14 protein-coding genes and 1 other annotated feature (1 of these 15 running past the window's edge) are annotated in these 15,293 nt (G+C 45.8%); all 14 genes read left to right on the top strand.

Annotated elements, in window-relative coordinates:
• Positions 1 to 79: a binding site (T-box leader), on the top strand; it begins 199 nt to the left of the window's first position.
• A 58-nt stretch (positions 80 to 137) separates the two neighbouring features.
• Positions 138 to 2,804, top strand: coding sequence for a valine--tRNA ligase (locus MH215_RS24320; protein ID WP_056697992.1), 2,667 nt, complete (start codon positions 138 to 140; stop codon positions 2,802 to 2,804).
• Between the two features lie 79 nt (positions 2,805 to 2,883).
• Complete coding sequence (locus tag MH215_RS24315) at positions 2,884 to 4,260, top strand: bifunctional folylpolyglutamate synthase/dihydrofolate synthase (protein WP_239293680.1); 1,377 nt, start codon at positions 2,884 to 2,886, stop codon at positions 4,258 to 4,260.
• Positions 4,261 to 4,316: 56 nt separating this feature from the next.
• Positions 4,317 to 5,636 (top strand): UDP-N-acetylmuramate--L-alanine ligase, encoded by a 1,320-nt coding sequence (gene murC, locus MH215_RS24310; protein ID WP_239293717.1) that lies wholly within the window; start codon positions 4,317 to 4,319, stop codon positions 5,634 to 5,636.
• Positions 5,637 to 5,853: 217 nt separating this feature from the next.
• Positions 5,854 to 7,077, top strand: a complete 1,224-nt coding sequence (locus MH215_RS29290) for an SPOR domain-containing protein (protein ID WP_239293679.1) — start codon at positions 5,854 to 5,856, stop codon at positions 7,075 to 7,077.
• Positions 7,078 to 7,220: 143 nt separating this feature from the next.
• Positions 7,221 to 7,463: a DUF4321 domain-containing protein gene (locus tag MH215_RS24300; protein ID WP_056697981.1), complete on the top strand. Its 243-nt coding sequence runs from the start codon at positions 7,221 to 7,223 to the stop codon at positions 7,461 to 7,463.
• A 92-nt stretch (positions 7,464 to 7,555) separates the two neighbouring features.
• Positions 7,556 to 8,167: a Maf family protein gene (locus MH215_RS24295; RefSeq protein WP_239293678.1), complete on the top strand. Its 612-nt coding sequence runs from the start codon at positions 7,556 to 7,558 to the stop codon at positions 8,165 to 8,167.
• A gap of 35 nt (positions 8,168 to 8,202) precedes the next feature.
• Positions 8,203 to 8,892, top strand: coding sequence for a RadC family protein (gene radC, locus MH215_RS24290; RefSeq protein WP_128103300.1), 690 nt, complete (start codon positions 8,203 to 8,205; stop codon positions 8,890 to 8,892).
• A gap of 206 nt (positions 8,893 to 9,098) precedes the next feature.
• Positions 9,099 to 10,133 (top strand): rod shape-determining protein, encoded by a 1,035-nt coding sequence (locus MH215_RS24285; protein ID WP_056697973.1) that lies wholly within the window; start codon positions 9,099 to 9,101, stop codon positions 10,131 to 10,133.
• A gap of 187 nt (positions 10,134 to 10,320) precedes the next feature.
• On the top strand, positions 10,321 to 11,193 hold the full coding sequence (gene mreC / locus MH215_RS24280; RefSeq protein WP_239293677.1) for a rod shape-determining protein MreC: 873 nt from the start codon (positions 10,321 to 10,323) through the stop codon (positions 11,191 to 11,193).
• Entirely contained in the window at positions 11,193 to 11,726 is a 534-nt protein-coding gene (gene mreD, locus MH215_RS24275) for a rod shape-determining protein MreD (protein ID WP_239293676.1), read from the top strand. The genes mreC and mreD overlap by 1 nt, the downstream gene beginning before the upstream one ends.
• A gap of 73 nt (positions 11,727 to 11,799) precedes the next feature.
• The gene (gene minC, locus MH215_RS24270; protein WP_239293675.1) at positions 11,800 to 12,462 is read left to right on the top strand and encodes a septum site-determining protein MinC; all 663 of its coding nucleotides are present in this window, start codon (positions 11,800 to 11,802) and stop codon (positions 12,460 to 12,462) included.
• Positions 12,463 to 12,465: 3 nt separating this feature from the next.
• Complete coding sequence (gene minD / locus MH215_RS24265) at positions 12,466 to 13,260, top strand: septum site-determining protein MinD (protein WP_056697960.1); 795 nt, start codon at positions 12,466 to 12,468, stop codon at positions 13,258 to 13,260.
• A gap of 274 nt (positions 13,261 to 13,534) precedes the next feature.
• Positions 13,535 to 14,419, top strand: coding sequence for a M23 family metallopeptidase (locus MH215_RS24260; protein WP_239293674.1), 885 nt, complete (start codon positions 13,535 to 13,537; stop codon positions 14,417 to 14,419).
• Entirely contained in the window at positions 14,412 to 15,272 is an 861-nt protein-coding gene (locus MH215_RS24255) for a M50 family metallopeptidase (protein ID WP_239293673.1), read from the top strand. Before MH215_RS24260 ends, MH215_RS24255 begins: the two co-directional genes overlap by 8 nt.
• The last annotated feature ends 21 nt before the right edge of the window (positions 15,273 to 15,293 follow it).

Here is a 15,293-nt window from a genome sequence, read left to right as displayed (position 1 = left end):
TACCCGTAAGGGAGATCTGTATTTTTTGGTCTGCGTGAAACAAAGGTGGTACCGCGAAAGCTAACCTTTCGTCCTTTGATGGATGAAAGGTTTTTTTGTTTTTTGGCGATGATGATTAAGTAACGGAGGAATGACACATGTCTGAACAAAAAAATTCAGCTACACCTGAAATGCCAACAACCTATGATCCAAAAGCTGCCGAGCAGAAATGGTACTCCTTTTGGACGGAACGTGGATATTTCAAGGCAGGACAACGTAAGGACGCTGAGCCTTTTACCATTGTAATCCCACCACCTAACGTAACAGGGATGCTGCACATTGGGCATGCACTTGACTTTACATTACAGGATATTCTGATCCGTACCAAACGGATGCAAGGGTATGATGCGCTATGGTTGCCGGGTTCAGACCACGCAGGTATTGCTACACAAACCAAAGTTGAGCAGAAGCTACGTGAAGAAGGTCTAACTCGTTATGACCTTGGACGCGAGAAGTTTTTGGATAAAGTATGGGACTGGAAAGATCAGTATGCAACAACAATTCGTCAGCAATGGGGTAAAATGGGGCTTTCTCTCGATTATTCACGTGAGCGTTTTACGTTGGATGAAGGGTTGTCTCAAGCTGTACGTAAAGTCTTTGTTCAATTGTACGAGAAAGGTCTCATTTACAGAGGCAAACGTATTATCAACTGGGATCCAGTAAACCGGACAGCCTTGTCCGATATTGAAGTTGAGTACAAAGAAGTACAGGGTCACTTGTATCATCTGCGTTATCCACTCAAAGACGGAAGTGGTTACGTTACCGTAGCAACAACACGTCCTGAAACGATGCTTGGCGATACAGCGGTTGCTGTCCATCCAAAAGATGAGCGTTATGCAGATATGATTGGCAAAATGCTCGTATTGCCTATTATCGGACGCGAAATTCCGATTGTTGCCGATGATTATGTGGATAAAGAGTTCGGGAGTGGTGCGGTTAAAATCACGCCTGCTCATGATCCGAATGACTTTGAAGTAGGTCAGCGTCATAATCTGCCTCAGATCACGGTAATGGATGAGACCGGTACGATGAATGAAGAGGCTGGCAAATATCAAGGACTTGATCGCAGCGACTGCCGTAAGCAGATTGTAGCGGATCTGAAGGAACTCGGTGTACTGATTAACATCGAGGATCATACACACCAAGTTGGACATAGCGAACGGACTGGAGCTGTAGTTGAGCCATATTTGTCCACGCAATGGTTCGTAGAGATGAAACCTCTTGCAGAAAGAGCCATTCAGAAGCAAAAAGGTGGAGATGGCGTAAACTTCGTCCCAGACCGCTTTGAGAAAACATATCTCAACTGGATCGAAAATGTTCGCGATTGGTGTATTTCTCGTCAGTTGTGGTGGGGACATCGTATCCCTGCTTGGTATGACGAAGAGACAGGTGAAATCATCGTATCTGCAGAAGATCCAACGACATTACCTGAAAATGCTGGACGTAAGCTTAGACAAGATGAGGACGTATTGGATACATGGTTCAGTTCTGCTCTATGGCCGTTCTCTACACTTGGATGGCCGGAAGAGACAGAAGATCTGCAACGTTATTACCCAACAAGTGTACTTGTAACGGGTTATGACATTATCTACTTCTGGGTATCACGTATGATCTTTACAGCATTGGAGTTCACGGATGAAGTTCCGTTTAAGGATGTCTTGATGCATGGTCTTGTTCGTGATGCAGATGGACGCAAAATGTCCAAATCACTGGGCAACGGTGTAGATCCGCTTGATGTTATCGAAAAATATGGCGCGGATGCGATGCGTTATATGATCTCAACAAGCAGCACGCCAGGTCAGGATTTACGTTTCCGCTGGGAGCGTGTAGAGCAGGCGCGTAACTTTGCGAACAAAATCTGGAACGCTTCTCGTTTCGCTCTGATGAATTTAGAAGGGTTCACGTTCGAAGATCGCGACATCTCTGGAGAGCTTGGAACAGCAGACTATTGGATTTTGCACCGTCTGAACGAAACTTCCCGAGATATTACGCGTCTAATCGAAGCATACGAATTTGGGGAAACAGGCCGTTTGCTGTATAACTTCATCTGGGATGATCTCTGTGACTGGTATATTGAGTTTGCCAAACTGTCATTCTACGGCGAGGATCCTGTGGCGAAGAAAAAAACACAATCCGTATTGGCTTATGTGCTCGATCAGACAATGCGCTTGATTCATCCGTTTATGCCGTATATCTCCGAGGAAATTTGGCAGCATCTACCCCATGAAGGCGAGACCATCACACTGGCTGCTTGGCCGGTATATGATCCAGCTTTGGAAAATCCGGAAGCCGTTGCAGAGATGAATCTGTTGATGGATACGATTCGTGCCGTTCGTAACATTCGCGCTGAAGTGAACGTGCCAATGAGTAAGAAGATTGAGTTGATGGTGAAAGCGAACAGCCCAGAGGCGTATAGCATCATTGAGCGCAATAGCCACTACATCCAACGATTCTGTAATACGTCCGAGTTCGACAGTGGGCTTGATCTCAATTCACCGGATAAAGCAATGACTGCTGTCATTACAGGTGCTGAGTTGTATTTGCCGCTGGCAGGACTTATTGATATTGAGCAGGAAGTGGCTCGCCTAGAAAAAGAGTTACAGAACCTTGAAGGCGAAGTACTCCGTGTAGAGAAAAAGCTGGCAAACGAAGGATTTGTTGCTAAGGCTCCGGCCAAGGTTATCGAAGAAGAGCGTGCCAAACAAGCGGATTACTCGGATAAACGGGATAAAGTTATTGCCCGGATCAAGGAACTGAAAGGTTAAGAATATCTGGGTCGGGTGGACATGAATGACGCCATCCGGCCGCTTTTTTCAATCAAACTCATGACCGAAGGTGAAGCAGATGACTGAACTTAATGAGACAGGTGTGAATACGCCTTTACGAACGTATAACGAGGCTGTGGACTGGATTAATGGTCTTATTCCTTTTGGAATCAGACCCGGACTGGAACGAATCATAGAATTGATGTCCCGGCTCGGTAATCCACATCAACGTCTTAAATTTATTCATGTCGCGGGAACGAACGGCAAAGGTTCGACTTGCGCTTTTTTGACGTCAGTTCTTCTTCAGGCGGGATATGATGTTGGCACATTTACATCGCCGTATATTACGAAGTTTACGAACCGTTTCCAGTATAACGGGGAAGATATTCCTGAAGAGACATTGTTGAAATTGTCTAATCGATTACATCCTTTGGTGCATGATATGGCAGCTACCGAGCTTGGTTCACCTACGATGTTTGAGGTGTCGACGGCACTGGCCCTCCTTTACTACGCGGAAGAGTGTTACCCCGATGTTGTAGTATGGGAAACTGGGCTGGGGGGAAGGATGGACGTAACGAATATTGTTACACCTGTCGTATCGATCATCACTAACATTGGTATGGATCATACAGATGTACTCGGCGATACCATTGAAATGATTGCAAGCGAGAAGGCGGGGATCATTAAACCGGGTGTACCGGTCGTTACTCTCGCAACTCAACCTGAAGCAGTGAAGGTGATTGAGGAGACGGCAGAGCGACTTCGATCAACCGTATACTTGGCTGGTAGACAGTTTACTTATCATAGGCTGGATAGCGACGAGAAGGGTCAATCTTTTCATTTTGCAGGACCTTTCCGTGAGTTGGACGTTCGTATTCGTATGCAAGGTGTACATCAATGTGACAATGCAGCGGGTGCGCTTATGGTACTTGAATTGCTACGCCAGTACATGGCATTTATGTTGGATGAAGAAGATATTCTACTTGGAATGGAGCATGCCTTCTGGGCAGGGCGGTTCGAGAAAGTCATCGACGAACCCCGAATTGTTCTGGACGGAGCACATAATCCTGAAGGCGCTGAATCCCTAGCCAAGAGCATTATCGACGTATATCCCCACAACAAGTTAAATTTGATGATGGGTATGCTGGCGAATAAGCATCACGAAGCGTATTTGCAGCATATACTGCCACTAGTGGATACGCTGATCCTGACCGAACCAGATTTCCGACGCAAAATGGATGCAGCCGATCTGCTGCAGATTGTCGAACAAGTACGTCCTGCCATTGCGAAGCCGGAGCTGGAAATCATCGTCGAGCCTGAATGGGCGAAGGCACTTGATCTATTGAAGTCACGGACGGAAGCGGAGGATCTGGGGGTAGTGTCTGGTACACTGTATTTAATTGCAGATGTGCGAGCAGCCCTTTTGCATCAAACCGATTCTGAAAAAGGTTGGTGAAAGTTTTGTTAAATACATCGGAACACGTTCATTTTATAGGAATTGGCGGATATGGTATGAGTGCCATCGCCAGAGTTATGCTTGAGATGGGATACACCGTTACCGGATCGGATGTCGCTTCACAGGAGTTGACCGAGAAGTTGGCAGCCAAAGGAGCGAAAATATATATCGGACATACGGCGGAGCACGTCAACGGCGCAGACTTGGTTGTGTACTCAACGGCAGCTCCGGCTGACAATGTGGAACGGGTTGCGGCAGAGCAGCTCAATATCCCGATTCTGCACAGAGCTCAGATGCTTGCGCGTCTGTTGAACGAGCGTAAGGGAGTAGCTGTTGCTGGGGCACACGGTAAAACAACAACCTCGTCCATGATTGCCCTTGTTATGGAAAAATGTGATACAGACCCAACGTATATTATCGGTGGGGAGATCATGAATGTGGGCACCAACGCGAAGGCTGGTCAAGGCGACTGGGTCGTTGCTGAAGCCGATGAGAGTGATGGTTCATTTTTGCAATATCATCCTTGGCTCGGTATTGTGACCAACATTGAAGCTGACCATTTGGAGAACTACAACAGCGACTTTGAGGAACTCAAAAAAGCGTATGTGCAGTTTCTGAGCCAGATTCGTCCAGAAGGCACGGCGATTGTATGTGCTGACGATGAGAATGTGCAAGCCATTCTTCCGGCATTGAAGTCACGTGTTACAACGTATGGTATTGATCAGGCTGCAGATTATACAGCAACAGATATCGTGCTTGGTGATCGCCGCATTTCATTCACAATGAATCATCAAGGTGCAGCAATGGGGACCGTCGAGCTGTCTGTGCCGGGTAAACATAACGTTTATAATGCGATGGCTACAGTTATTACTTGTCTGGAAGCAGGTATTCCATTCGAGCAAATTACAGCGGCGATTATTCAGTTTCATGGAGCCAAACGCAGATTCCAGGTGCTGGGTGAAGCACGTGATATGTTGATTATCGACGATTATGCTCATCATCCAACGGAAATTGAAGCGACCATTAGTGCAGCCAAAGCGACAGGGAAACGGATTATTGCCGTATTCCAACCGCAGCGTTACACACGGACGTTCTTCTTGCTGGATGCGTTCAGTCGTGCTTTTGCCGAAGCGGATGAAGTGCTGATTACAGACATTTATTCGCCTGCTGGTGAAAAAGAAATCGAAGGTGTTCATTCTGCGAAATTGGTAGAATTGATTGTTCAGAACAGCAATGCTTCTGCGCGATATCTTCCAACAAAGGAAGAGGTTGTGGCTGATCTGCAGCACCGTTTACAACCAGGAGATCTTGTACTTACAATGGGTGCAGGGGATATTTGGAAGGTTGGCGACACGTTGGCCAAATCTTTGAAATAGCTCATTTGTACTCAGAGAACCGGAAATATATTTGTCATGCAAGCCGTCTGTCTTCTTCGTGAAGCAGGCGGTTTTTTCATTTAAGAGGTTCTAAACTGCCTGTTCAATGCATATAGCTGTAATACATGCTTGTTCAAAAAGACCGGTTTTCATGGTCGTAAAGGTAAGATGATTTTTTTGAGCAACCTCTATTATGGGACAAAGGAGAGGGTTCGGGGTGAGTAATGCTAGAATGACGTTTCGTTTTGGGGATAAGGAGTCGGACAAGCCTGTAAACAAAGGACAGTCAGTGGTAGGGGAGCCTTTTATGTTAAAAGAGGAGATCCCACAGAACCAAGAGCCTTTGCATATAGCAAAAACACCAGCATGGGAACCAGAAGATATCCCTGTAGATTGGGGTGAGACGGTTCTAACTAGCATGGGCCCATCCGAGCCCGATTCTGATTTTCGTTCCAATCCCAAAAGAGGACAAGATAACAAGCCTAATGCCACAGAGTCTCCTTATGCCCATTCAGAACCATATGATTACCTGCATGAAGATGATGACCAAGCATCTTCAAGGAACAACCCAGAATATACAGACCATGACTGGTTAGCAACCCATGATCAGTATTCGTATAAGCGCAATCGTCCTCCAAGAGGTTGGAAAATGATTGGATCAGTGACGGGTGCTCTAGTCACCGGCGCGCTCTTTGGAATGGTGATCCTGTCCTTTTTTAATAAAGATGGCACGGACTCCATTGTAAACTTACCAGGGAATCAGACGGTGTCTACCGTGGAGGAACAAGAAATAACAGCAGCGGCAGGAGAAGCGAATCAGGCGGCAATGACCGGAGGCAATTATTATGCTCTGCAATATGGCGTCTTCAGTTCACCTGAACGTGCGGAACAAGCCAAGCTTGAGTTGGCTCAGGTAGGGATAGCTGCAGGTACTGATCCAGAGGATGGGAATCGGGTGTATGCAGGTATCTCTGCGGATCGTGAAGAAGCCAAATTGTTAAGCTCAAGGTTGAAGGCTGAGGGCGTTGAATTGTATGTCAAAGAAATCGCAGTGCCTGCCATTAATTTATCTGCATGGGGTGGATTAGAAAAGGATGTGGAGAATCTTTTTGCGAGTAGCTCCGTACTGGTAGATCAGTTATCCACGCTCTCGATTAATCAACTTGGACAAGTCACACCTCAGGCGGTTCCTACTGAAACGATGAGTGTATTGCAGAACCAGCATGAATCGTGGTTGAGCGGTATTAACAGCTTGGCTCAAGGGCTTAACCCTGAGGCGAGTACGATTGTTTCTAGCATGGAGAAGTCAATGAACAGTGCTATTACAGCAGTGGCTGAATACAATAAAAATCCGGCTGATGTGCACATGTGGACGGTTCAGGCTAACTTGATGGAATATGTTTTGGCGCAGAAACAGTGGATTGAGATGATGAAACAATAAAATTTCTTCTCATAACAATGACTTGGAATCCCTGTCCGGCAAGGAACTGGAAATAGTTCCCCTTGCCGGATTTGTGTTTGTATTGACGTACAAAACCCCGTATAATAATGTGGGTGTCAAAAAATGGCGAGGGAAGATAACCGATGAAAAAAAACTTCGGCATGTTAATATTGTTCCTATTGCTCGGCTGGTTAGCCGGAGCTTGGATCGCCAAGGCACTACAGCCCGTTAAGGCTGTAGCTTTTCTGACTAAAGCCACGACCATTCGTTGGTCGCCTCAGGCTGATCTAGATATTTTTAGTTATGACATTTCACTTCAATTTCAAATGAGCCTCCTAAGTCTGTTTGGGATTATATTTGCCGTATGGCTGTATCGCAGACTGTAGGAGAATGACGGATTATGACGAGAAAAATAGACAAACGACATCAATTTTTGTGATACGAGCAGATGTCGCTGTAGCATAAGGAGCCATTTATTGTGGAAAATGTACAACAGCGCCCTATAATTCTTGCCTCCACTTCGCCGCGGCGCAAAGAGCTGATCGCTTCACTTCATTTAGCTTTTGAAGTAATACCAAGCCATGCAGATGAAGACACACCCGTAGAATGGACACCTGAACAGACGGTTCAGGAACTCGCTATGCGCAAAGCGCTCGTAGTCTTTCGGGATCTTGACGGTCGTGGATCGGATGCGGTCATTGTAGGTAGTGATACCATTGTGGTTCTGGATGGCGAAATTTTAGGAAAGCCCGTAGATGAACAGGATGCTGAACGAATGTTGACCAAACTTCAGAGTCGCACACATCGTGTATTTACGGGGATAGCTTGTATTGATGCTGGTAATGGGCAATCTGTGGTTAATTACCGACAGACAGATGTGACCATGAAGGAATTGTCTGAAGCGACCATTCGTGGGTATGTTCAGACAGGAGAACCGATGGACAAAGCAGGTTCATATGCTATTCAAGGTATTGGTGCTTCACTAGTAGACCGCATTGAAGGCTGTTACTTTAATGTGGTAGGCTTGTCTTTACCTTTGCTAAGTGACATGTTAGATGGATTCGGAATCCATGTGCTACCAAGAGCATGAATCTTAAGGATTGACGATGTGAAAAGAGGGAACCTATGGAGTCGGCTCAGTATATGATGCGCGACATCCCCCAAGAAGAACGCCCGAGAGAACGCTTGATGGAATATGGGGCGGGCGCTTTAAGCCATGCAGAACTGCTGGCTATTTTACTTCGGACAGGTACGAAGAATGAATCTGCAGTGCATCTAGCACAGCGGATTATAACTGACGCCGGTGGGATCCGTTCGTTGATGGATCAAAGTCTCGAAGAGCTGACAGCCATGAAGGGTATCGGTAAAGCGAAGGCTGTGCAATTAAAAGCGAGTATTGAGCTGGGACATCGCATTGCCAAGAGCAAGCTGACACAATCGCCTTCCATCCGGACACCACGTGATGCGGCGGATATTCTGGTTGAACAAATGCGTTATTTGCAAAAGGAACATTTTGTGTGCCTTTTTTTGAATAGCAAAAATCATATTATTGCCCAGGAAACACTCTCCATGGGTAGCCTTAATGCTTCGATTGTCCATCCACGTGAAGTATTTCGAGCTGCCATCAAATGTAGTAGCGCCTCTATTGTCTGTGCGCACAACCATCCTAGCGGTGATCCCACGCCAAGCCCGGAGGATATCCAAATCACCAAGAGACTGATTGAAGCCGGTAGCATCGTAGGTATAGACGTGCTAGATCACCTTATTATCGGAGATGGAACATACGTAAGTTTGAAGGAGAAGGGCTTAGTATAATATAATGGTTGGCGTTGATGTTTTCCTATGAATGATGACGGCGTTGTCCGTAGAAGATAGGTTCACTTTACTGATGCAACTAAACGATGGATACAACAAAAAAATTCAATGCAAATATTAGCTCCGCGATTGCGGTATGAATGCAAATGAAACGCTCTAGCTCTCAAGCTGGGGCGGCTATATGAGGCAGAAAAGGAGATTACGTCATGTTTGGTGGTTTTACGAAAGATTTGGGGATTGATTTGGGGACAGCGAATACATTGGTTTATGTACGTGGAAAAGGAATTGTGGTGCGGGAACCTTCCGTAGTCGCTCTGCGCACAGATACTAAAAGCATTGAAGCCGTGGGTGAATCTGCTAAAAAAATGATTGGTCGTACACCGGGGAACATCCGTGCCATTCGTCCGATGAAAGACGGCGTTATCGCTGATTTTGATACAACGGCAACGATGATTAAATATTTCATTCGTCAGGCACAAAAACAACGTTCGATGTTTCAACGTCATCCTAACGTAATGGTATGTGTACCTTCCGGCATTACAGCCGTTGAACAACGTGCTGTAGAAGATGCGACCAAACAAGCTGGAGCTCGTGAAGCATACACCATTGAAGAGCCTTTTGCTGCTGCAATTGGTGCTGACCTTCCTGTATGGGAGCCGACGGGCAGTATGGTTGTAGATATTGGTGGCGGTACGACGGAAGTAGCGGTTATTTCTCTCGGCGGGATTGTAACAAGCCGTTCAGTACGTGTGGCAGGTGACGAGATGGATGAATCCGTTATTCAATACATTAAACGTCAATATAACCTGATGATTGGTGAGCGTACATCCGAACAATTGAAAATGGACATTGGATCAGCTATGCCGCTTGAGCAAGTGGAGACCATGGAAATTCGCGGTCGTGACCTAGTTACAGGTCTGCCAAAAACAATTACGATTACATCTGATGAAATTAGTGAAGCACTGGCAGATACGGTAAATGCGATCGTTGACGCAGTTAAAGTAACACTAGAGAAGTGTCCGCCTGAGCTTGCAGCGGATATTATGGATCGTGGAATCGTTCTGACAGGCGGAGGAGCTTTGCTGCGTAATTTGGACAAGTTGCTTGCAGGCGAGACAGGTATGCCGGTTATTGTGGCGGAGAACCCGCTTGATTGCGTGGCAATCGGGACAGGAAAAGCTCTTGAGAACATCCATTTATTCAAAAGCAGAAGTAGTTCAGCAGTTCGTTCTAAACGATAATTGTATTCGAATTGTTTCGTGAGGTAGATCGAAATCCTCAAGAGACAATAGCCAATGAAGAGGGTCGGTACAGCCGAAAGAGCTATTACCCGCTGCCCGGGGAGGCTTGTGAATATTCTCGACGGGACTATGATCGGACAGTCTCCCCACCGGGCATGGCTCGGAAGAGAATAATGGATGTTAGAGGGTGTTGGAACTGTTTAAGCTGCTGGGCAACAAAAGACTTTTTGTTTTGCTGGTGGGCCTTGTTACATTTATCGCGTTGATGGGCTTTACGCTCGGTCCGCGAACCGCTCTATCCTGGCCGGAGAAATTCCTGAAGGATTCAGTCGGATTTGTACAATACGTATTTTACAAGCCCGCTTCTTATGTAGCGGGCTTTTTCAAAGATGTATCGAACATGCGTGCGGTATATTCAGAGAATGAAGAACTCCGGATTGCATTGGGTCACTACACCCGAGATCGATTGAAGTATAATGATATGGAGCAAGTGAACAAGCAATTACAAGAAGCACTTAATTTTACAGATGAACAGAAGAACCGGTATAACTACGGGTCACGTATTGCACAAGTTATTAGTGCCAATTCTGATCCTAACAGTAGAACGATTAACATCGACATTGGAGAAAATGCAGGTATCCAGCCTGGAATGGCGGTAACTTCACAGCAGGGGCTTGTTGGTGTAGTCAGTCATGTTAGCTCATACACTTCAACCGTTAATTTGTTGACTTCGATGGATGCGAATGATCCCAATTCGAATGCCATTGCGGCTACAGCCGTTGGCAAGGAGAAAGTGTTTGGTATGATCGAGAGTTATGATCCGAAGACAGGTATGCTGAAAATGACGAAGATCGCTGAAGATTCGAATATCAAAGAAGGCGACGAAATTATTTCTTCAGGTATTATTAATAACTTTCCGAAATACATGCGAATTGGTAAGGTCGAAAGTGTTGAGAAAAGTGAATTCGGTTTAACAAGCACGGCTACTATTGAGCCTTATGCCAGTTTTCTAGATTGGAAAGAGCTTATCGTAATCATTCCACCTGAGGTGAAGGAATAGTGGTTACACGTAAGCAAGTCTTGATTCTGTTGTTGTTCGTGCTGTTCATTGCTGAGGGAACGATACTCCCCCTGCTGATTCCTGAGGCATGGCAGATGCGGATTTCCGCCAATCTGGTATATATTGTGATTCTCTTTTTTGCTGTCTATCATCATCGACATACAGCGTTAGTGCTCGGTATACTGTTTGGGCTTCTGCATGATGTGGTATTCTATGGTGAAATGATCGGACCTTATGGATTCTCCATGGGGCTGTCTGCTTATATGATCGGACTCATTTTTCAGGCTCCGCGTGCACCGCTGCCAATCATGGTTACGGTTGTCTTTTTAGGGAGTTTGCTCAATGACACGGTACTATTTTTCCTATACAAGCTTTTCCGTCTGAACCATGTGACATTTGATTGGGCGCTGTTTGAATATATGATTCCTAATTTATTTATTCATTTTGTGTTCACATTGATTATTTATGTTCCTTTGCGCAAGCAATTGGAGCAGATTACGAAGAGGCAGAAAAAGCCACAAGAAGCATCCTGAACCATTTGTGAGACCAGAAGCAGGAACTTGGGGGCTCCGGCACGAAATGTAATGAGATGGGAGGGACAGGCTTATGACGGTAAAATCGAATCACGTAACGATTAAAGGCATCCGAGACGGCTTGGTTTTCCTGTTGGACGATCAATGTGAATTCGAGGAATTGCTCTATGAGCTCCGCTATAAGCTGGAACACAGCCATCAAAATATTTTGACCGGGCCGATCGTTCATGTGGATATTAAGTTAGGCAGTCGTGAGGTCACGGAGAACCAGAAAGAATCGATTCTGGATATATTGAAGCAAAAAGGTAATTTACTCATTCGTTCCATTGATTCACCAGCCCTTAAACCGGAGGTTAAAGGGTCACCGCCGATTATGACGATGTGTGGTATGGTGCGTTCAGGTCAGGTGCTTCATCATGATGGAAATCTCTTGTTTCTTGGAGATATCAATCCGGGCGGCACGGTGACGTGTACCGGGGATATATATATAATGGGTTCACTCAGAGGTATGGCTCACGCAGGCATCAGTGGGGACGAAACAGCGATCATAGCGGCATCGGTCTTTGCACCGACTCAGCTACGTATTGCGGATATTATCAGTCGTCCTCCTGATGAATGGGAGAGTCGAGAGGCTGGCATGGAATTTGCTTATTTGCAGGACAATCAGATGCAGATCGACAAGATGAGCAATATCGTTCGGTTGCGCCGAGATTTTAATGTGTTTAAAGGAGTGTAGCTCATGGGAGAGGCAATCGTGATCACTTCGGGTAAGGGCGGCGTAGGTAAAACCACCACCTCAGCAAATATCGGGACTGCGCTGGCATTGCTCGGAAAAAAAGTTTGTCTAGTAGATACGGATATCGGTCTTCGAAATCTTGATGTCGTAATGGGACTCGAAAATCGGATCATTTATGATCTGTGTGATGTGGCAGATGGCCGCTGCCGTCTGAATCAAGCTTTAGTAAAAGATAAGCGTTTCGAAGAATTATATATGCTGCCTGCAGCACAAACGAGAGATAAGAACTCCGTATCACCAGAACAGGTGAAGGATATTATTTTGGAGCTAAAAAAAGATTTTGAGTACGTCATTATTGACTGTCCTGCAGGGATTGAGCAAGGATTCAAGAACGCAGTTGCAGGTGCAGACCAAGCAATCGTAGTAACTACACCTGAGAACGCTGCTGTGCGAGATGCAGATCGTGTGATTGGCTTGCTGGAGAGCTCACATATCCAATCTCCGAAGCTCGTTGTGAACCGCATTCGTAACAACATGGTGAAGTCGGGCGATATGCTCGATATTGACGGTATACTGCAGGTGCTTAACATTGATCTAATCGGCATTGTCCCTGATGATGAACTGGTTATCAAAGCGGCAAATTCCGGAGAGCCAACGGTTATGAATCCAGATTCGAATGCAGCGATTGCGTATCGCAATATTGCCCGTCGTATTTTGGGAGACACCGTTCCGTTGATGCAGTTAGAGCAGAAAAAAGGCGCGTTCACACGCTTCAAAAAATTCTTTGGTATGGGTTAATTACGTCCCCATGATGAGATAGCTATTACATAAAGCCGGGCAATCAGCCCGGTTTTTTTGCGTTTTCTCCATTATAGAAGTCTATAGAAACCTTTATAAAGACGTCATCAGAACCTAATAAACGAAAGCAAGGAGCGTGCTGCAGTAGTCTTTTGCAATAACCTAGAGCTTGTTCATATTATCAGTGGAACCTTCATAGGATATAGTAAGAGAATTCTGATTCTTATCTAAGCGAAGCGAATATCTTAAACAAGCCTCGGCGGGAGGATATGTTATGAATGCCAAACTCAGAATCAAGCAGAGAAGAGAAGAGCGCATCCGGCGTTTACTGAATGATGCAACGAGGGAGATTATTCAAGAGCGGGAAGTCAGTTCTAGCACAGATTCGAATGTATGGAGGAAACAGCCGACGGAGCCGGTTGCAGATCGTCAGAATGGGTTATTCAGTGCGAAGAATTGGGGAGCGGAGCAAGAGCGAGATCCGGAGACTTTATGGAAAAAAGAGAATGGATACTACGGATCAGATCATCCGGTTCGTTTTAATCTAGTGAAGTCGTTAGCACGCCGTACAGTCATTAGTGCTGTTATCTTTGGTGCGGTATGGGGATTGTTTCAGTTGAACAATGCATGGAGTGTCTCACCCAAAACAGTAATTACGGACGCACTTCATCGTGACATGGACTTTGCCTCCATGGCCGCTTGGTATAATCGGAACTTAGGTGGTCCACCCTCCTTTTTACCTGTGTTAGGACATACAACAGATGTTGTCAATGGATCAGGCATTCGTTCACTTATGGCAAAACCGATCTCGGGAACCATTGTTCAGCCTTTTGCCTTGAGCATGAAGGGTGTGGAAATCGTACCTGAAGCTGCTGGTGCAAGCCTTGTACAAGTAGCCAGCTCTGATGCTGGGCGTGTACTTCAGGTTCTGGGGGAAGCGGAAAGTGGCATAACGGTTGTGATTCAGCATACCGGCAATGTGACTGCTATATATGGGCGATTACATGAGAGTGAAGTTGAAGTGAATGACTGGGTGGAGGCAGGGTCTCCAGTGGGGAGCCTAAAATCAAGCAATGATGGACAACCCGCTACCTTATATTTTGCTGTTAAAGAGGGCGAGCAGTATGTAGATCCCGCAGAAGTGGTTGCCCTTGATTAGATTATGGGGTGTACGTGTTTCCATGCACCCATTCTTTGTCATCATCATGTTGGCTTCGCTTGTAACCGGTCATTTTATTGAGCTTATTACATTGTTTGCCATTGTGTTCATCCATGAGTGTGGACATGCAGCAGCGGCAGCTCTTCTGGGTTGCCGTGTTGTATCTATTCAGATGCTCCCTTTTGGCGGGGTGGCGGTAATTGAGGATGGTGGCAAACTTACGGCTTGGCGAGAGATTGCGATTGCGCTGGCAGGGCCCTTGCAGAACATATTCATGGTGGGCGTAGTATTGCTATTGCAATACATGCAGGTTGGAGATCCAATCTTTTTGTCCTACATTATCCAAGGGAATTTGCTTATTGCCTTATTCAACCTGCTGCCGATCTTGCCACTGGATGGTGGTAAAATTGTACAGGCACTTGTCAGTCTGATTGCTCCTTATTATACAACCCTCATGTGGACGTACAGAATAAGTATTCTCGTCAGTATAGGGGTTATTGTGTATGCTGTGGTGCGCTGGATTGCTGGCGATTACGGACTTCCATTAAATATTCTCTTAGTGGGGCTGTTTCTGTTCTACTCTAACGTTACAGATTATCGTAATATTCCTTATCGATTTATCCGCTTCTTAATGAATAGAGAAGGGGCTTTTGTCCATCATGCAGCTATGGGCAGTTTGGCGCAGCCGATAATCTCATTTCCGGCGAAACCTTTGGACACCATTTTGCGTCTATTAAAGAGAGAGAGATACCATATGGTATATGTAATGAATCAACAGGGGCGAATTTTAGCTGTGTTGCCTGAGCAACGGATTATCAGTTCCTATTTCAAACAAAATGCTGATAAGTCATAAGTTGCTGGTGAACCTGCCCTT

Source organism: Paenibacillus sp. ACRSA, from assembly GCF_022346845.1.
Classification (GTDB): Bacteria; Bacillota; Bacilli; order Paenibacillales; family Paenibacillaceae; genus Paenibacillus.
Note: the sequence above shows the minus strand (reverse complement) of the source record. Positions and strands in the feature narration are given on the sequence as shown.